General features: G+C 60.2%; 15 protein-coding genes. 5 read left to right on the top strand and 10 right to left on the bottom strand.

Features of this window, described 5'->3' with window-relative positions; translation table 11 throughout:
- Nucleotides 1-139: 139 nt before the first annotated feature.
- From prfA to ABG996_RS04345, 7 genes are all read right to left on the bottom strand, one after another.
- A complete protein-coding gene (gene prfA, locus ABG996_RS04315; RefSeq protein ID WP_055252487.1) occupies nt 140-1,207 on the bottom strand; it encodes a peptide chain release factor 1 in 1,068 nt (355 codons plus the stop codon).
- A 248-nt stretch (nt 1,208-1,455) separates the two neighbouring features.
- Nucleotides 1,456-2,871, bottom strand: coding sequence for a M20/M25/M40 family metallo-hydrolase (locus tag ABG996_RS04320; protein ID WP_347478708.1), 1,416 nt, complete (start codon nt 2,869-2,871; stop codon nt 1,456-1,458).
- A 72-nt stretch (nt 2,872-2,943) separates the two neighbouring features.
- Nucleotides 2,944-3,729, bottom strand: coding sequence for an amino acid ABC transporter ATP-binding protein (locus ABG996_RS04325; RefSeq protein ID WP_347478707.1), 786 nt, complete (start codon nt 3,727-3,729; stop codon nt 2,944-2,946).
- 22 nt (nt 3,730-3,751) lie between these two features.
- Nucleotides 3,752-4,900, bottom strand: a complete 1,149-nt coding sequence (locus tag ABG996_RS04330; protein ID WP_347478705.1) for an amino acid ABC transporter permease — start codon at nt 4,898-4,900, stop codon at nt 3,752-3,754.
- A 9-nt stretch (nt 4,901-4,909) separates the two neighbouring features.
- Nucleotides 4,910-5,836, bottom strand: a complete 927-nt coding sequence (locus tag ABG996_RS04335) for a transporter substrate-binding domain-containing protein (protein ID WP_347478704.1) — start codon at nt 5,834-5,836, stop codon at nt 4,910-4,912.
- A gap of 293 nt (nt 5,837-6,129) precedes the next feature.
- Nucleotides 6,130-7,023 carry an aldose 1-epimerase family protein gene (locus ABG996_RS04340; protein ID WP_347478703.1) on the bottom strand — a complete coding sequence of 298 codons (894 nt, stop codon included), beginning with the start codon at nt 7,021-7,023 and terminating at the stop codon, nt 6,130-6,132.
- 113 nt (nt 7,024-7,136) lie between these two features.
- Nucleotides 7,137-8,006, bottom strand: coding sequence for a hypothetical protein (locus ABG996_RS04345; protein ID WP_347478702.1), 870 nt, complete (start codon nt 8,004-8,006; stop codon nt 7,137-7,139).
- Nucleotides 8,007-8,267: 261 nt separating this feature from the next.
- On the opposite strand from ABG996_RS04345, the gene ABG996_RS04350 reads away from it, so the two are divergent.
- The gene (locus ABG996_RS04350) at nt 8,268-9,509 is read left to right on the top strand and encodes an MFS transporter (protein WP_347478701.1); all 1,242 of its coding nucleotides are present in this window, start codon (nt 8,268-8,270) and stop codon (nt 9,507-9,509) included.
- A 45-nt stretch (nt 9,510-9,554) separates the two neighbouring features.
- Nucleotides 9,555-10,001 (top strand): low molecular weight protein-tyrosine-phosphatase, encoded by a 447-nt coding sequence (locus ABG996_RS04355; protein WP_347478699.1) that lies wholly within the window; start codon nt 9,555-9,557, stop codon nt 9,999-10,001.
- A 157-nt stretch (nt 10,002-10,158) separates the two neighbouring features.
- Here ABG996_RS04355 and ABG996_RS04360 read toward each other — a convergent pair whose 3' ends face one another.
- The 3 genes from ABG996_RS04360 to ABG996_RS04370 form a co-directional block, all read right to left on the bottom strand.
- Nucleotides 10,159-11,520, bottom strand: a complete 1,362-nt coding sequence (locus tag ABG996_RS04360; RefSeq protein WP_347478698.1) for an ATP-binding protein — start codon at nt 11,518-11,520, stop codon at nt 10,159-10,161.
- Nucleotides 11,521-11,702: 182 nt separating this feature from the next.
- Nucleotides 11,703-12,032, bottom strand: a complete 330-nt coding sequence (locus ABG996_RS04365; protein WP_347478697.1) for a TIGR04076 family protein — start codon at nt 12,030-12,032, stop codon at nt 11,703-11,705.
- Nucleotides 12,025-12,849, bottom strand: a complete 825-nt coding sequence (locus ABG996_RS04370; protein WP_347478695.1) for a PfkB family carbohydrate kinase — start codon at nt 12,847-12,849, stop codon at nt 12,025-12,027. Before ABG996_RS04370 ends, ABG996_RS04365 begins: the two co-directional genes overlap by 8 nt.
- Nucleotides 12,850-13,180: 331 nt before the next feature.
- Here ABG996_RS04370 and ABG996_RS04375 point away from each other — a divergent pair, with 331 nt between their 5' ends.
- Genes ABG996_RS04375 through ABG996_RS04385 form a run of 3 tightly spaced genes read left to right on the top strand, consistent with a single transcriptional unit; the run spans nt 13,181 to nt 17,397 of the window.
- Entirely contained in the window at nt 13,181-13,687 is a 507-nt protein-coding gene (locus tag ABG996_RS04375) for a MarR family winged helix-turn-helix transcriptional regulator (protein ID WP_316365990.1), read from the top strand.
- Nucleotides 13,680-15,485: an ABC transporter ATP-binding protein gene (locus ABG996_RS04380; RefSeq protein ID WP_347478694.1), complete on the top strand. Its 1,806-nt coding sequence runs from the start codon at nt 13,680-13,682 to the stop codon at nt 15,483-15,485. The genes ABG996_RS04375 and ABG996_RS04380 overlap by 8 nt, the downstream gene beginning before the upstream one ends.
- Nucleotides 15,478-17,397, top strand: coding sequence for an ABC transporter ATP-binding protein (locus ABG996_RS04385; RefSeq protein ID WP_195568713.1), 1,920 nt, complete (start codon nt 15,478-15,480; stop codon nt 17,395-17,397). The genes ABG996_RS04380 and ABG996_RS04385 overlap by 8 nt, the downstream gene beginning before the upstream one ends.
- The last annotated feature ends 488 nt before the right edge of the window (nt 17,398-17,885 follow it).

Genomic DNA, 17,885 nt, shown 5'->3' on the forward strand with positions numbered 1-17,885 from the left:
AAACGCCCCTAAGCGAGCAAGGTGACGTGAAAGAGGAGGGAAGCGTACTTTGGTACGCGACCGACGATTGAACGTCAGATTGCCGCTTAGGGGCGTTTGCAGCGTCGAGCAGTTACGGCGTTTGGTAAAACGCCGTAACTTAAACGGCCTGTGCCAGCTTCTCGGCTCGCTCGGCGGCGGCGAGCGCCTCGATGACGGTGCCGAGTTGATCGCCCAGAAGGACGCCGTTATAGGTGGAGTTGAAACCGATGCGGTGATCGGTCACGCGGTCCTGGGGCTGGTTGTAGGTACGGATCTTCTCGGAACGGTTGCCGTGGCCGATCTGGCTTTGGCGCTCGGCACCGAGCTCTGCCTGCTGCTTCTCGAGTTCCATCTCGTACAGACGGGCGCGCAGCATCTGCATGCAGACCTCGCGGTTCTGGATCTGGGAACGCTGCTCCTGCGACTGCACCACGGTGTTGGTGGGCAGGTGGGTGATGCGCACGGCGGAGTAGGTGGTGTTAACGCACTGACCGCCAGGGCCGGAGGCGCAGTAGGTGTCGATGCGCAGGTCGGACTGGTTGATCTGGACGTCGATCTCCTCGGCCTCGGGAAGTACGGCGACGGTAGCCGTGGAGGTCTGAATGCGGCCCTGGGACTCAGTCTTGGGAACGCGCTGGACGCGGTGCACGCCGGACTCGAACTTCATAACGGAGTAGACGCGGTCGCCCTCGACCTTGAACTCAATGGACTTAAAGCCACCGGCCTCGCTGGGGCTGGAGTCGAGCACGGTGGTCTTCCAGCCGCGCGACTCGCAAAAGCGCTGATACATCTTGTACAGGTCGCCGGCGAAGATGGCCGCCTCGTCGCCACCGGCGGCGGAGCGGATCTCGACGATGGTGTTCTTGTCGTCGTTGGGGTCGCTCGGGATGAGCATGTACTTGATGTCTTCCTCGAGCTGGGGGAGCTTGGCCTCGTTTTCGGAGATGTCCATCTGGAGCATCTCCTTCTCATCGGCATCGGTGGTATCGTGCAGCATTTCCTTGGCAGCCTCGATGTCATCGAGCGCGCCGATGTACTCGCGCGAGGCGGCGATGAGGTCGGACTGGTGCGCGTACTCCTTGTTGAGACGCGTGAACTCCTTGATATCGGAGGCGACGGCCGGGTCGGAAAGCTTCTTCTCGAGTTCCTCGTAGGCCTTGATGATCTTTTCGAGCTTGTCGCGCATGGCGGGACTCCTTTATATGCGTGAAGGTGAAAATCGGCAGAGTTGATGGGGCGCGGGGCGCCGCTGCGGGGGTAAGCCCGGCTAGAACATGTCGATCTTCAGATACATGCGCATCCCTTCGCGTATGGGGTACATAATTGCGGTCTAACCCATACATGATAGCGTGCGCAGGCAAACCTGCATATAACCCGCACGGAATGAGTGGACGTCCCCAACGGCTAACAAAGGGACTATCGCCTTGTCGCATTCTAGAGCGTATGGAGCAGGGCGATGTGGAAGCGGACACCCTGGAGGTAGGCACGGCGGGTGATGCGCTCGTTGGTGCCGTGGACACCGCGATCGCACTCGTCGTCATCAACCACAAAGGCCGAGAAGCGAATGCACTCAGGGCAAATGTGCTGGTAGTTGGCAGCGTCGGTCGCACCGATCACGGTCGAGGGCACAATTGCCACTGGCTCGAATGATCCGTTTTCCTCCGTCCCCTTTGGATCACGGAAGTAGCGGGCGGCAATGGCGCGAACGGCCTCGAGTCCCGGTCCACCGATGCGCGGGGACGGCGAGGGCTCAGAGCTGCCGAGGCCGAGTTCGACCTCCACACGTCCGACAAGGCCCGCCGCGGCAACCGACTCGCAGCAGCGCGCCACAACGTCGGCCACGCTCGTGCCCTCGAGCATGCGGAAGTTGATATTGGCCCACATATCCTGCGGCATTACGTTGGCGCCGGTGCTGCCGCCCTCGATCTGCGTGGGCGCGCAGGTGGTCGTCACGAGCGGGTAGAGCTTCTTGCTGGCGAGGCACTCGCGCACGATGGTGTCCTTGTTGGAGGCAATCTCGTCGGCCGTGTAGAGCCCCAACTCGACGAGCTGGGCGGCAAGCAAGTCGGTCACGCGCGTCGGCCACTCGATATCACAGATTGCGGTGATGGCACGGCTGAGCACCTCGAGCGATGTGCCACCGTAGGGGTTGGACGAATGCCCGCCCTCACTCTTCGTCTTGAGCACGATATCGGCATAGCCCTTCTCGGCAAGGTCGGCGTGCATGAGCCAGTCCTCGCCCGCGCTGTACTCGGCAGCCGAAACGATGCGGTAGTCGCCCTCGTCGATCAGGTACTCAAGCTCAATGCCGCGCTCCTCGAGCGCGCGGCCGATGGCGCCTGCGCCGTACTGCGTAGTCTCCTCGTCCTGGCCAAAGGCGAGCAGCAGGGTACGCTTGTGCTCCCAGCCGTGTGCGAGCGCATACTCAACCGCCTCGAGAATGCCTGCGACCTGGTCTTTCATATCGATGGCGCCGCGACCCCAAATGTAGGTGTCGTCCACATGTCCGCTAAAGGGGGCATGCGTCCAGTCAGCCTCGGTGCCGGGTACCACGGGAACCACGTCCATGTGGCCCATGAGCATAATGGGCTTGAGGGCAGAGTCGGAACCGCCAAGCGTCACCAATAGCGAATGGTCGATAAGCTCGACCTTACCCGCCGTAAATACGTGCGGCCAAGCCTGCTGCATATACGAGCGCAGGTCGTCGAACGGCTGCCAGTCCACCGCCTCGGCATCCATACTCGAAATAGTCGGAAACGACAGCACGCGGCCCAGGCGCTCGCACGCACCAGCTTCGTCCAAATCGGCAAAATCATCCTCATGCGCAAAGAAGCGCCAAACCTCGGCCATGACATCCTTTCGATTGTGATGACGAGGGCCGCCCCACCGGAGCGGCCCTGCCACATAAGCGTTTGCGGTCGGTTATTTGTCCTCGAGATAGCGCGAGAGGAACTCGCGGGTACGCTGGTGCTTGGGGTTGCCAAAGAGCTCGGCCGGCGCGGCGTCCTCGAGCACCACGCCCTTGTCCATAAAGACCACGCGGTCGGATACGGTTCGGGCAAAGGCCATCTCGTGCGTGACGACGACCATGGTCATGCCGTCGGCCGCGAGCTTGCGCATGACCTCGAGCACCTCGCCCACGATCTCGGGGTCGAGTGCCGAAGTCGGCTCGTCGAACAGCATGATCTGCGGATTCATGCATAAGGCACGAGCGATGGCCACACGCTGCTTTTGGCCGCCGGACAGGCGACCCACGGCGGCGTGCGCGAACTTTTCGAGTCCCACGCTCGCCAGATGCTCCATCGCAATTTTTTCAGCCTCGGCCTTGCTCATCTTTTTGAGCGTGACGGGCGCGAGCGTGCAGTTGTCGAGCACGTCCATGTTGTTGAACAGGTTAAAGCCCTGGAACACCATGCCGATGTCCTCGCGCAGCTTGTTGATGTTGCAGCGCTCGGCCGTGAGGTCCTGGCCGTGGAACCAGATGTGGCCCGCGTCCGGGGTCTCGAGCAGGTTGAGGCAGCGCAGGAAGGTCGACTTGCCCGAGCCCGAGGCGCCGATAATGGTAACGACCTCGCCGGGGTTAACGGACAGGTCGATGCCCTTGAGCACCTCGAGCGAGCCGAAGCTCTTGCGCAAGCCCTCGACGCGGATGAGCGGCTCATTGGTCTGTGCGGCGGCCGCGGTGCCGGTAGTGGCGGTATCTGCCATGATGATTCTCCTCGTCTTGAGCCTAGTTGGAGCTGGGCAGCGTTGCCGAGGCCTCGGCGCCGAGCTTTTTGCCAAAGGCCTCGAGCAGGCGGCTCGCCACGAGCGTCAGGATCAGGTAGACCACGAGCGCCACGCAGTAGACCTCCATCTGGCGGTAGTACACGCCGGCGACGGTGGTGGTGGCGTACATGAGGTCGAACACGCCGATGACCGAGAGCACCGACGAGTCCTTGATGTTGATGATGAGCTCGTTGGTGAGCGCCGGAATCGCGTTTTTAATGCCCTGGGGGAACACGACCTTGCGCATGGCTTGCCACTGCGAAAGACCCAGCGAGCGCGCTGCCTCGGCCTGGCCGGGGTCGATGGACTCGATGCCGCCGCGCAGGACCTCCATCATGTAGGCGGTGGAGTTGAGCGAGATGGTGACGAGGCCAGCGGTGAAGGTGCTCCAGATCTGGTTGGCCTGGGCGGTCTCGAAGCCCATGCCGCGCAAAACGGTGAAGCCCGCGTAATAGATGAGCAGGCCCTGGACCATCATGGGCGTGCCGCGCACGATGGTGGAGTAGATGGTCGCAAAGCCGCGGCCAATGCTCTTAAAGAAGCGCACCAGGTCGTTGTCCACGCGATCGAAGGTCTGAATACGCAGGAACACAAAGAGCAACGCCAGGAAGAATGCGATGACGGTGCCGAAGGTGGCAAGCGCGATGGTGATCTCGATGCCGCGGATAAAGAAGTCCCCGCTCTTGTAGGTCATGTAGACCAGGCTCGACAAAAAGTCGCTGGGGTTGGAGTCCGAGACGATGCTCACCCGTACCAGGTCGATAAACGACATGACGCAGCGGTCCACGAAAAAGATCGCCGCGATGGCAACCACGACATAGCTGCCCAAGCGTGCGCCACGACGGAAGCGCTCGGATGCGAACGGCGACGTTTCGCGATAGTCATTCCAGTGCATGAGTTTGGTGACGAGCGCCGCCGCCGACACGACGAGCCAGGCCCAAAGGATTGCCCAAAGGCAATCTTGGAACACGCCCGTGGGGGCCAAGAAGCTCAGCGGCGTGGGGTTGCGCTGGCTAAACGCCAGGCCGAGCGCCACGATAACGCTCGTGCCCAGATATACATAGCGATGGTCGGCCTTGATAAAGGAGGCCAGACGATTGATGGTTTTCATGCTGCCTCCCTATGCCGGCTGACGATCGAGGCACGCGTCCCACATTTGGTCGCGTTCCTCTTGGCTAATGCCCTTGAGTGTCTTATCGATGAGCTTAAGCAGCTTGTCCGAGCCCTTGCGGCAACCGACATTTGCCGCGACCTCCTGCTTAAAGCCCTCGCCCTCGGCAAAATGAATGGGGACGATGCCCGGGTTTTGGGCCATATAGCCCTTCTCGTTCTCGGTGTTATAGGTCACGGCGTCGCACGTGCCCTGCAGCAGGTTCGAGAACACCGTGGGGACGGAGTCGACCGGGTTCTTGTGGACAACGCCCGGAATCTCGTCGATGACGGTATCGAGCATGGTGTCCTTTTGGCCGAGCACCGTAGCGCCGCTAAAGTCGCTGAGCTTGGTCGCGTTTTGGTAGGGCGAGCCCTCTTTTACGAACAGGCCAAAGTAACCGATAAAGTACGGATCGGAGAAGCCGACAGACTCCTCGCGCTCGGGCGTGGCGCTCATGCCGGCGATGATGAGGTCGATCTGGCCGTTGTTGAGCGAATCGATAAGACCCGAGAAGCTCTGCTTGACGGCAACGGGCTCGCCACCGAGGGCTTTGCAGACGATCTTGGCGATCTGCACGTCGTAGCCATCGGCATAGGCACCCTGCACGTTGTCGATGGGGATGGTGTATTCACTGGCTTCGGAAACCTGCCAGTTGTACGGGGCGTAGGCCGCCTCCATGCCGATGCGGATCTTATCCTTGCCGATCACGGAATCGGACAGGTCGTCGCGACCGCCGCCCGTCGTGGGCTGAACCACCTTGAGCGTGGACGGGCGCTGACAGCCGGCGAGCGCGCCGGCGACGACGGAAGCGCTCGCAGCGAGAGCGCTACCCAAAAAGATGCGACGGCTGCATACCGGCTGGGTCTGCGCATCGCACTGTTGGGGAGAATGCATAATCTGCCTTCCCTGTTGAATCGTATGCTGACGACTTAACAGGATACCGCTCAGCGCTACCTCCAGCAAATGCATATATAAATGCATATATGCAAGTTTACGAACTGAAAACGATTGGTAGTCGTTGGGGACGCTCTTAAACGACTAGTCAAACAAGAGCGTCCCCAACGACTAGGCATGAAAAAGGCAAGGCATAGACCTTCTGGTCATACCTTGCCTTTTGAATGACAAATTGTCGCTCTGGGTGGCGCGCAGCGTCGACCGGCCCGCCGTTCGTCAGAACGGCGGAACCTCTAGAGCAAAGTGACGCTAAAGCTGCGGACGTCCGTCTCGCCCGGCGCCAGCGTAATGGTGTTGGCCTTGTGCTCAAAAACGTCGTCCTCGGTGTCCATGGTGGTGTGACCGGTCCAGGGCTCGAGCGCCACAAACGGAGCGTCGTTGGCGGCAGACCACACGCCGATGTACTTAAAGCCCTCAAAGTCGATCTTGACGCCGTGGCCCGACTTGCGACCGCGCAGCGTGAGCGTGGAGCCCGGGGTATCGGTGAACATGATGGCGTCGTTATCGAAGCTACGGTGCGTGATGGGCAGCACGTCCGAGTTATCGGGAGCCTTGTAGCTACCCTCGAACGTCATAAGACCGTCGGGCGTGATGATGGGGGCCTCGTTGGTCCAAGCCCCGGTAAATGCCAGCTCGTAATCCTCGAACGCCTCGTCCTCGGCACCGGGGGCGGGCACGTTAAATGCGGGGTGGCCGCCCACCGAGAACGGCAGGTCCACGTCGCCGGTATTGGTGACGGCAAAGGTCTGCGTGAGGGTGGCGTCGCCGGTCAAGGCATAGGTCATGTTGAGCTTAAAGTGGAACGGAAAGGCCTTGAGCGACTCGGGCGTATCGGTGATCTCGTACGTTACCGAGGAGCCGTCCTCCGAAACCTCGACCAGCTTGTGCTCGACGATGCGCGCGAGGCCGTGGCGCGGCATCTCGCAGGTGCCGGCCGCAGACGTTGCCGTGTTGTTGCGCAGCGAGCCCACAATGGGGAACAGGATGGGCGCATGCTTGCCCCAAAAGGCGGGGTCGCCCTGCCACAGATACTCGTTGCCGTTGAGGGCAAGGCTCGTGAGCTGGGCGCCCATGGAATCGATGGCCGCGGTGAGGCCGCCGCGCTTGATGGTAGTGACGGTAGACATGCTACTTCCTCCAAAAGTAAACAATAGTGTCGAGGGCTATTGTCCCACTCTTGGCGGCGGGACGGGACGGCAGGCGATTATTGAGTAGCCATAGCGGAATGAGCAGCGAGCTCCTACTGGGTATCCACGTAAAGGTCGAACCCGCCCTGCGGTGTGGTGTCGACCGTGTCGGGCGCCTGTGAGTTAAAGCTCACGGGGACCATGCGCTTTGAGGCACGGAAGCGCGTGCCGTCGGTGGCGACGGGCGGTTCATCGACGGTGAGCTCGTAGTCGCCGGGCTTAAGTTCGATGCCGTCACCAGCGGAATTGACGTATTGATACTCGTCAATCGTCTGCCCTTTGAGCGTGCGCCCCACGATGTGGATGAGCATTTGGCTGTCGCCGCGCGCGGTGTCCCACGTCGCGCCGTCCTTGACCTCGACCGACACATGTACCGAGCGCGTGCGGCCGAGCGATTGCTCGATAGACATCTCGACCTTGGCGGCGTCTTTTCGCTGTTGTTCAACATGGCTCCAGACGTTTCCAATCACCGAGCATGCGATAACGCCGGCCATGAAGGCGATAAGGATGGGGCCAAGCAGAGAGCGACATCCTGCATCTTCCTCGCGAGACAGATTGGGGCGACGTGTGGGCGCGGGCGCCTGGGCACCCTGCGAGGGCACGTCGAGAATACTGAAGGATGCCGTGCTGTCGGGATCGATGGTGTGACGCGGCTGCGGGGTCTTTGCCGGCGAGATCGACATGTCGGCTGGCTCGCCGAGCGTGGCCGTAGCGTCGGCCTTGGCCTCGTCTGCCTCGGCTTGGGCCCAAGCTTGTTCGAAGGTCAGGGGCTCGACGGGGTCGAGGGCAGCGTCCGAGTCGGCGGCGACGTCGTTGCCGATCCCGTCCTCGTCGCTCGACACGTCACGCGGCGTGGGCTCGTCCCACTCCTCGTCCGGAGCCTCACCCTCGCTATACCACCATTCAAAGTTATCGATATCCATACGGGGCGCCCCTTAGGCCTCGCAAATAAACACTCGCTAGTCTTATACCCCCAGACGGCACCGAAGCTCACCCGCGCCGGACACGAAAACCGTCACAACATTCGACGTTTTTCCTCGTTTTCGAGATTTTCATCGAATGTTGTGACGGTTTAGGCGGCAGCCACGCCGCGAATGTGACAAAGGGACTGTCCCTTTGTCACATTCTGTTAGAGTTGTAGGGATTGAATCCAGCTCATATAGCGCAACATGGGAGCAACTGCCTTGACCACCGCAACTTCGTCCACAACAGCATCAACCGCTGCCGCGCTTTCACCTGCGCGCACCAATCTTTGCCTGGCGCTGCTCGTGCTGTTGGGATTCTCGCTCGGCTGCTCCGAGTTCGTGGTCATCGGCATCGAAAGTGACTTGGCAACGGAACTCGGCGTATCGCTTGCCACCGCAGGCCAACTTATTAGCGTGTTCGCACTGGTCTACGCTATCGCGACGCCGGTGCTCGCGCTCAGCACGGGGCGTTTTCGCCGCTACCAGCTGCTCGTGTGCTACAGCATCGTCTTTGTGCTCGGCAACCTGGTCATGGCGTTGGCGCCCAACTTCCAGGTGCTGTTCATCTCGCGCATCATCCTGGGCTCCGTCTCGGGCGCACTGCTCGCCGTGGGCGTGACGTACATCCCCGAGCTGCTGTCCCCGCAGCAAACTTCGCTTGCCATCTCGGTGGTATATGGTGCGTTTTCCGTGGCAATGGTCTTTGTAACCTCGATTGGCAAGTTTGTGGCCGACACGCTCGACTGGCACGTGGCCATGTACGGCACGCTGACCTTTGCCGTTTTGATCTGCAGCGCGCTCGTGGCGTTTATGCCTCGCGCCGGGCAGACCGATGAGCCCGCCACCTTCCGCGAGCAGGCGGGGCTACTACGCGAGCCGAGTATCATTACCGGCATGCTCATCTTCTTGTTTGGCGTGGGCTCGGTCTATGTGTTCTACGGCTACGTGACGCCTTATCTTGAGCAGGTGCTGGACATGGGCACGGTCGAAGCCAGCACCACGCTCATGGCCTACGGCGTGTTCTGCCTGATCTCGAACATCCTGGGCGGGTGGATCGATGCGCGCTTTGGCATGAAGGCGCTGCTTGTGACGTTTGTGCTGCAGGCTGCGGCGTTACTCGGGCTGTTTGCTTTGGGCGGCACCATGCCGCTCGCGCTGGTCTTTGTCTTTAGCTTGGCGCTGCTCATGTACCTGTTCTCGGTGTCGTGCATCACACACTTTATGGATGTGGCACGCAGCCGCCACCCCAAGTCGATGGTACTCGCAAGTTCGGTTGAGCCCATGGCGTTTAACGTCGGCATCTCGTTTGGCACCGCAGTGGGCGGCGCCGTGGTAAGCGGAGTTGGCATTGCATATGTAGGCGCGGTCGGTGCCGTGTTCTCGCTTGTGGCCTGGGCGCTCACGCTGGTGACGATTAAGTTGGCTCGCTGGGAGCGCAAGCGGGCGAGGGCACAGGCGTAGATGCGATACTCGAGCTCGATGATGGCGATCGAAAGGAAACCGCATATGCAACACGTACTGTTTATCTGCCATGGGAACATCTGTCGCTCGACAATGGCTGAGTCCGTGTTTACCGAGCTAGTGCGGCGCGCCGGGCGCGCGGGCGAGTTTGTCATTGATTCCGCTGCGACCTCGACCGAGGAGATCGGCAACCCGCCACACCACGGCACCATTGCCAAGCTACGCGAGGTCGGGATTCCCGTCGTCGCACATCGCGCGCGTCAGGTGCGTCGCGCGGAGTATGGCGACTGGGACCACATTGTCTATATGGACGACGAGAACGCCTGCGGCCTGCGTCGCATCTTTGGCGACGACCCCGACGGCAAGATTACGCGCTTGCTCGATTGGACCGAGTGCCCCGGCGACGTGGCCGACCCCTGGTACACCGGCAATTTCGACGCCACCTACCGCGATGTACTCGCCGGTTGCACCGCTATGCTCGAGCAACTGTAGGCGCTCGGGCGTCGCGGGCACACGGGCCACGCCATCGGCATAAAACGAGCGTGGATTTTCTCCCACTTTGAGCGTTCAAGTGCGCCCTAAACGGGAGAAAATCCACGCTCATGAATGTGACAAAGGGACTGCCCCTTTGCCACATCCGGGACCGGCCCTAGACCGGCTTGACCTCCAGCTTAATCCCCTTGGCACAGGAGTCGCCCAAAACATCCGAAAGGGCCCAGGTCGCATATAGCGGCAAATAGAGAACCGCTCCGTTGCGCTCAACGTTGCCTCTCGAGAAAACAATCCCGAGCTTTACGCCATATTCAGCCGTATCAAGCACATGACCGAGCGCAGCGTGCGCGTGGTAATAGGAGCCCGATTTAACCTCGATCGGAACAGCCGTCCCATCCGGTCCGTCGACCACAAAGTCCACTTCACCGCGCTTTTTTGTCTGATAGTAGTAAAGCTGGCGATTTTGGGCAGCCAGCTGCTGGGCCACCACATTTTCGTAAATGCCGCCCAGATTGGGCTCCTTGCTATCAAGATACGCCGCTTGGGCGACTCCAACGGGGTAGCGCGCCATCAACATGCCCGTATCCGATTGGTATAGCTTGAACTGCGATGGCCGTGCCGTCTTGAGCAGGGGCGACTTTGGCTCGGTTACGATATCGGCTTTGAGAGCAACGCCGGCATCGACAAGCCAGACAAAATCTCGCTGGTACTTCTCATAATGCGCCTTGGGGTCAATGGAATTGAGCACGAAACGCTTGTGTTCGCCCTCAAGCATAATGGGGAGCTGATCGTAGATGCTCTGCACCTGAAGGGCACACCCGCTTGCATACTTGGAAATATCCCGTCGGTACTGTTCGTTGAGCTCGGACTGTAGCTGACGAACAGAGGCAAGGTCGCCCTGCGTGTCAAGGAAACGCTGCACGACCTCCGGCATTCCGCCGACAACGGTATAGGTCCTGAAGTTTGCCATCATCGCGTCATGAATGTAATCAGGAATGGGCCTCTCGCTGATACACGCGTCACGTATCGTTTGGCGAGCCCCCTCGCTCACTCCGGTTGCCCAGCAAAACTCCTCGAAATCGAGCGGGAACATCCTAAGCTCGTGGACATACCCCACGGGATAGGACCTGACGCCCTTGAACTGAGTCCCGAGCATTGACCCCGAAAACGCCCAACGGCACCTCCCGTCCTCAACAAGGAACTTTGCCATCGTCATGATGTCGGGGGCCTCTTGGACCTCATCGATAAACACGAGCGTTTTGCCTGGCGCAATCGACTTTCCCGAAAGAAGCGTCACCCTGCTGATGAAATCATCGGCATTCCGCGCCTCGAGAAGAGCATCTTTTGCCTGGCGGTTTTCCATGAGGTTAAGCTCGATGTAGGTTGCATGGCTGGCTTTGCCAAATGCGCGAATCGAATAGCTTTTGCCGATCTGGCGAGAACCCGTGATGAATAAGGCCTTTTGCTCGGCAGACTTCAGCCAACGCTCCAGCTCTGCCGCTATTTTCCTGCGCAGCATAGGCTCTCCCCTCAGTCTCATCAAATGAAATGCAAAGTTTTATACGCTTGATTATCGATGAAACGCAGAATTTTTAGAACTTAAAATTAAATGAAATGCAGAGATTTGAGATTATAAGCAAAAGAAGGGGCACCACCGGCGAATGTGGCAAAGGGGCTGTCCCTTTGCTACATTGCGCTCGACTACTCGTCGACGATCTCGGCAAGCCAGACGTTCAGCGTATCGACTTCGGGGCAGCAGAACTTTGCCATGCCGGGCTCGTTGCCAGGCACGGTTCCGCCATAGCGCAGAATATCGATATAGGGAAAGCCCACATGGCAGGCCATGGCGCACATCTTGCCGCGGTCTCGGTCGAAGTCAAAGACGTCGCCGGGCTTGTGACCATGGTGGCAGCGGCACGCACCCAGCTGGTCCACGCAGCTCACGCGGATACGCGGACGCTTGCCACGCGACGCGCCGAGCGGCTTGTTCTCGCCCGCAGGCTTGATGCCGCCCTCGTCGGCGTTACTCATGGTCGATCACGTCCAAGCAGGCCTCGATGGGCAGGCCGGCCGACTTGTCCTCTTGATCGGCATTGCGCTCGATAAGCCCAGCCACCACGCGCATGGCATCGGACGTCGCGCGCTGCAGACTCCAACCTGCCATAACGCGGCCGACGAGCACCGCCGAGAACGTGTCGCCCGTGCCCGGGAAATAGACCGGAATGAGCTCAAAGGGAATTGTAAAGTACTCCCCCGCCACATGGTCGTAACCGATAACCGCGTTCGTGCCATTGACTACGGCGCTCGTAATGACCACAGACTTGGCACCCAGCTCGCGCACAGCGTCCACAAGGGTGCGGGCCTCATCGGGCGTAATTTGCTCGGCGATAGGCCTATCGGCAAGCAGGCACGCCTCGGTGTAGTTGGGAACCGCGTAGTCGGCGCACTCCAGCAGATGCCGCATAAGGCCAATCGTGGACTCGGGCACGCCCGCATAGAGCTTGCCGTTGTCGCCCATGATGGGGTCGACGAACACCTTGGTGCCCTTTTGCGCACGGCGGTGGCAAAAGTCCGAGATGATGCGCGCCTCTTCCTCGGTCACGATAAAGCCGGTCGAGATGGCATCGAACTCAAAGCCGAGCTCCTCCCAGATAGCGAGGCTTTGGCGCACGTACTCGGTGGTGTCGTGGATGTAGAACTTGGGGTAGTTGAGCGTGTCGGAAACGAGCGCCGTCGGCAGGTTATGGATACGGTAGCCCATGTGCGACAGCACCGGCAGCATGGCGGAAAGCGCGACCTTGCCGTAGCCGCACATATCGTTGATCAGCAGCAGCTGAGTGTTCTTCATGAGGGTCTCCCTTGGTTCGGGCACGGCGCAGCAGCGCCACAGTGCGACTAAGTGTAGCGCAGGAGGCGTTGTGAGCGGTCGCCAGGGTCGCGAAGAGCGCATTGTTGCGGAAAGGTTTCGGAAATGGGGGGCATAGGCCTTGCGGCCATGCCCGACGATTGAACGTCAGATTGCCGCTTAGGAACGCTTGCAGCGTCGAGCGGTTACGGCGTTTGGTAAAGCGCCGTAACTTAATAAGTTTGGTACCTTGACATTCATTTCTCATGCTCCTAGATTGGTTAGGCACAAAACAATTCCACTACCTAACTAAAGAAAGGAGCAACACTAATTCATGTGCGATGAACCTCTTAACCTTTGTTCGCACGAGCCCGACGGCGACCCGTCACAGCCGGCGGATGCACCCGAAGCGGTTAGCTCAGAAGACAAGCTTGCCAAGCGCATCCTCAATGGCCTGGGCTTTTGCGGCCATTACATGCATTTTCATGGCGGAGGCGTGTCCGGCAAGGCGCCCATCATCTGCCTGCTGGCCAAGCAACCCGGCGGCGAGATGTCGCAGCAGGAACTCGGCATGCACTTTGACCTCAAGCCGGGGTCGCTTTCCGAGATCCTGTCCAAGCTCGAGCTCAACGGCCTCATCGAGCGCAGCCGTAACCCCAAGGATCGACGGCAGCTCACCATTCGCCTGACCGAAACCGGCCGGGAAAACGCCCGCATCGACCAGGCAGCCCGCATTCGCTTTAGAGAGCAGGCCTTTGGTGCCCTCAACCACGACGAGCGCGAGCAGCTCGCCGAAATGCTCGAGAAAATCCGTGTAACCTGGGAGGAACTGGATGATTAAAACCCTCATGGGCAGCATCCGCGACTATATGAAAGTCACCGTTGCCACGCCATTGCTCGTGCTTGGCGAGGTACTCTGCGAGATGCTGATTCCATTTATCACCGCCAACCTGATCGACGCCATCAAAGACGGCGCCACCGTAGCCGAGATGCTTCCCACCGCGGGCTTTTTGGTGCTCATCGCGCTGACGTCGCTTGCTTTTGGCGCCGCTGCCGGCGTCACCTGCAGCCATGCGAGTTGCGGCTTCGCTAAGAACCTGCGTCACGACCTGTTCTACAAGATCCAGACGTTCAGCTTTGCCAACATCGATGAGTTCTCGAGCTCCTCGCTCGTCACGCGCCTGACCACCGACATCAACAACGTTCAGCAGGCCTTTATGATGATCATCCGCATCGCCGTGCGCGCGCCGCTGGTATTGATCTTCGCCTTTACCATGGCATTTATCATGGGCGGCAGCGTCGCCATGGTCTACCTGGTCATCATTCCGCTGCTGGGCTTTGGGCTGTTCTTTATCATCTTTAAGGTGCGCCCCATCTTCTCGCGCGTGTTCCACAAGTACGACGCCCTTAACGAGTCCGTCGAGGAAAACGTCACCGGCATGCGCGTAGTTAAGAGCTATGTGCGCGAAGACTTTGAGAAGGAGAAGTTCGCGACCGCTGCGCGCGACGTCCAGATGGACTTCACCCGCGCCGAGAAGCTGCTTGCCTTTAACAACCCCATGATGAACATCTGCGTCAACGGCGCGTTTGTCGTCATCATCTACCTGGGCTCCAAGCTCATCATCACGAGCCAGGGCACGCTGTTCGACGTGGGCCAGCTCTCCTCGATCTTTACCTATGGCTTCCAAATCCTCATGAGTCTGATGCAGTTGTCGATGATCTTTGTCATGGTGACCATGGCCGACGAATCGGCGCACCGCATCACCGAGGTGCTGGCCGCCGAGCCCACGATCGCCGATCCCGCCGAGCCCGTGCTCGAGGTCGCCGATGGCTCCATCGACTTTGACCACGTGAGCTTTAAGTATTCCGCGCATGCGAAGCGCCAGGCGCTCGACGATATCGACCTGCACATTAAGAGCGGCGAGACCATCGGCATCATCGGCGGCACCGGCTCGGCCAAGTCCACGCTCGTAAACCTCATCGCCCGCCTGTACGACGCCACCGAAGGCACCGTGCGCGTGGGCGGCGTGGATGTGCGCGACTACGACTTGGACGCTCTGCGCCACCAAGTGGCCATGGTATTGCAGAAAAACGTGCTGTTTAGCGGCACGATTGCCGAGAACCTGCGTTGGGGCGACCCGAACGCCACCGACGAAGAGGTCCGCGAGGCGGCACATCTGGCCTGCGCCGACGAGTTTGTCGATGGCTTCCCCAAGGGCTATGACACCTGGATCGAACAGGGCGGCTCCAATGTTTCCGGCGGTCAGAAGCAGCGCCTGTGCATTGCGCGTGCCCTGCTGCGTCGCCCCAAGATTTTGATCCTGGACGACTCCACCAGCGCCGTCGACACCAAGACCGACGCCAAGATCCGCGCAGGGCTGGCAAGCTATCTGCCCAACACGACCAAGCTCATCATCGCCCAGCGCATTAGCTCCGTGCAGGATGCAGACCGCATCATCGTCATGGAGGGCGGCCGCATCGCGCAGATCGGCAACCACGACGAGCTGCTCAAGACGAGCGAGATCTACCGCGAGACCTTCACCTCGCAAAACAAGATGTCTGCCGAAGGCGAAGAGGCCGACACCGAGGCATCCGCAACGCAAGCCCAGACCCAGGAAGGAGGCGAGGCACATGAGTAAGGCAACGACCGCCGAGCGCGCGCTCAACCGCAAGGGTGGCACCATGTCGCGCCTCATCAAGACGCTCTTTGGCTTCTACCCCGTGCTTTTGCCCCTCGTCGTCGTCGGCGTGGTGCTCTGCGCCATCATCAACTCCATCGGCGCGACCTTCCTTCAGAGCGCCCTGCAGATTATTAGCGAATCGTGGCAGTCGGGCGATTGGGAAGCTGCACAGCCCAAGATCGCACAGCTCGTGACCACCCTCGCCTGCATCTACGGCGTCGGCATCCTGTCCTCGCTGTTCTGGAACCGCGCCATGGCCATCGTCACGCAGGGCTCGCTCGAGAAGCTTCGCGAGAAGATGTTCAACCGCATGCAGGACCTGCCGATTCGCTACTTCGACACGCACCAGCGCGGCGACATCATGAGCCACTACACCAACGACATCGACACACTGCGCCAGATGATCAGCCAGTCGCTGCCCAACCTGCTCATGACGACCATCGTCATCGTCACGGTGTTCTTTATCATGCTGTACTACAGCGTTTGGATGTGCCTGGTCATTGTGGCAGGCGTCGCCTTTATGACCTTTATGACCAAGCTGCTCGGCTCCAACTCCGCGCGCTTCTTTATTGCGCAGCAAACCGAGCTCGGCGTGGTCGAGGGCCACATCGAGGAAGTCATGAACGGCCAGAAGGTCGTCAAGGCATTCTGCCACGAGTCTGCCGCCGAGGCCGATTTTGACGAGCGCAACGAAAAGCTCTTCGAGGTCTCGCAGAAGGCCAACATGTACGCCAACATCCTCATGCCCATCCTTATGAACCTGGGCAACCTGCTCTACGTGCTGGTCGCACTGGCAGGCGGCATTTTCCTGGCGCTGGGCGTGCCCAACCTGAGCATCTCGGGCATGGCGCTGTCCATCGCCGTCGTGGTGCCGTTCCTCAACATGACCAAGCAGTTCTGCGGACAGATCGGCCAGATCTCGCAGCAGATCAACGCCGTGGTCATGGGCCTCGCCGGCGCCGACCGCATCTTTGAGCTCATCGACGAGAAGCCCGAGACCGACGAAGGCTACGTGACGCTCGTCAACGCGCAGGTGAACCCCGATACCTGGCAGCTCGAGGAGGCCGACCACCACACCGGCATGTGGGCGTGGAAACACCCGCACCGTGCAACCGGCGAGATCGAGTACGTACCGCTGCGCGGCGACCTGGTCATGGACAACGTCGACTTTGGCTACACGCCCGACCACGAGGTGTTGCACGGCGTGTCCGTGTTTGCCAAGCCGGGCCAGAAGGTCGCGTTTGTCGGTGCCACCGGTGCGGGCAAGACGACCATCACCAACCTCATCAACCGCTTCTATGACATCGCCGACGGCAAGATCCGCTACGACGGCATCAACGTCAACAAGATCCGCAAGGCCGATCTGCGCCGCTCGCTGGGCGTGGTGCTGCAGGACGTAAACCTGTTCACCGGCACCGTGATGGATAACATCCGCTACGGCAATCTGGATGCCACCGACGAGGAGTGCATCGCGGCAGCAAAGCTCGCCGGCGCGGACGACTTTATCACCCGCCTGCCCGACGGCTACGACACGATGCTCACCGGCAACGGCGCCCAGCTGTCGCAGGGCCAGCGCCAGCTGATCTCGATCGCACGCGCCGCCGTCGCCGATCCGCCGGCGATGATCCTGGACGAGGCCACGTCGAGCATCGATACCCGCACCGAGGCCATCGTGCAAGCCGGCATGGACAAGCTCATGGAGGGCCGCACGACGTTTGTCATCGCGCACCGCCTGTCCACCGTGCGCAACTCCGACGCAATCATCTGTCTGGACCACGGCCGCATCATCGAGCGCGGCAACCACGACGAGCTGATCGCCAAGCGCGGATACTACTATCAGCTCTATACCGGAGCGTTTGAGCTGGAGTAGTTCGGCTCGCCGAGATGGCCGATTTGCCGCTCATTCGTCGGGCATGACCCTAAGGTCAATGCCCTCCTCTTTCGGGGCAAATCGACTCATCTCAACGACCCAAACACAATGCACCGCAACGAATAAAGCCTCCGCAGCCACACGAGCTGCGGAGGCTTTTTTCATGCCGGCCGGAAACCGTATCCCACTTTTCGGGCCCAGAATGGGATGCCGTTTCCCGCTGGGCCCCCTCCGGGAAACGGTATCCCATTTCAAGGGCATAAACCGGGATGTGGTTTCCCCTAACGGCACCTTTGGGAAACCGCATCCCACTCTAGACGCACAAAACGGGATGAGCTTTCCCATGGTGATCCAAGACCAGAAACATGTTCGATAGCGCGGCCAGGTCAAGAACAACAAGACAAGCGTCACGCCAATTTGGACGAGCGTCTGCTACAGTTTGAGGCTGTTGGCCCATATGGTAGAGTTGACCTCACGTAAATTTCAGC

Source organism: Collinsella aerofaciens (assembly GCF_039836695.1).
Classification (GTDB): domain Bacteria; phylum Actinomycetota; class Coriobacteriia; order Coriobacteriales; family Coriobacteriaceae; genus Collinsella; species Collinsella aerofaciens_BD.

Coding starts and splice junctions, on each gene's coding strand:
- prfA (WP_055252487.1), bottom strand. CDS start 1,207: ATGCGCGACAAGCTCGAAAAGATCATCAAGGCCTACGAGGAACTCGAG.
- ABG996_RS04320 (WP_347478708.1), bottom strand. CDS start 2,871: ATGGCCGAGGTTTGGCGCTTCTTTGCGCATGAGGATGATTTTGCCGAT.
- ABG996_RS04325 (WP_347478707.1), bottom strand. CDS start 3,729: ATGGCAGATACCGCCACTACCGGCACCGCGGCCGCCGCACAGACCAAT.
- ABG996_RS04330 (WP_347478705.1), bottom strand. CDS start 4,900: ATGAAAACCATCAATCGTCTGGCCTCCTTTATCAAGGCCGACCATCGC.
- ABG996_RS04335 (WP_347478704.1), bottom strand. CDS start 5,836: ATGCATTCTCCCCAACAGTGCGATGCGCAGACCCAGCCGGTATGCAGC.
- ABG996_RS04340 (WP_347478703.1), bottom strand. CDS start 7,023: ATGTCTACCGTCACTACCATCAAGCGCGGCGGCCTCACCGCGGCCATC.
- ABG996_RS04345 (WP_347478702.1), bottom strand. CDS start 8,006: ATGGATATCGATAACTTTGAATGGTGGTATAGCGAGGGTGAGGCTCCG.
- ABG996_RS04355 (WP_347478699.1), top strand. CDS start 9,555: ATGCAACACGTACTGTTTATCTGCCATGGGAACATCTGTCGCTCGACA.
- ABG996_RS04360 (WP_347478698.1), bottom strand. CDS start 11,520: ATGCTGCGCAGGAAAATAGCGGCAGAGCTGGAGCGTTGGCTGAAGTCT.
- ABG996_RS04365 (WP_347478697.1), bottom strand. CDS start 12,032: ATGAGTAACGCCGACGAGGGCGGCATCAAGCCTGCGGGCGAGAACAAG.
- ABG996_RS04370 (WP_347478695.1), bottom strand. CDS start 12,849: ATGAAGAACACTCAGCTGCTGCTGATCAACGATATGTGCGGCTACGGC.
- ABG996_RS04375 (WP_316365990.1), top strand. CDS start 13,181: ATGTGCGATGAACCTCTTAACCTTTGTTCGCACGAGCCCGACGGCGAC.
- ABG996_RS04380 (WP_347478694.1), top strand. CDS start 13,680: ATGATTAAAACCCTCATGGGCAGCATCCGCGACTATATGAAAGTCACC.
- ABG996_RS04385 (WP_195568713.1), top strand. CDS start 15,478: ATGAGTAAGGCAACGACCGCCGAGCGCGCGCTCAACCGCAAGGGTGGC.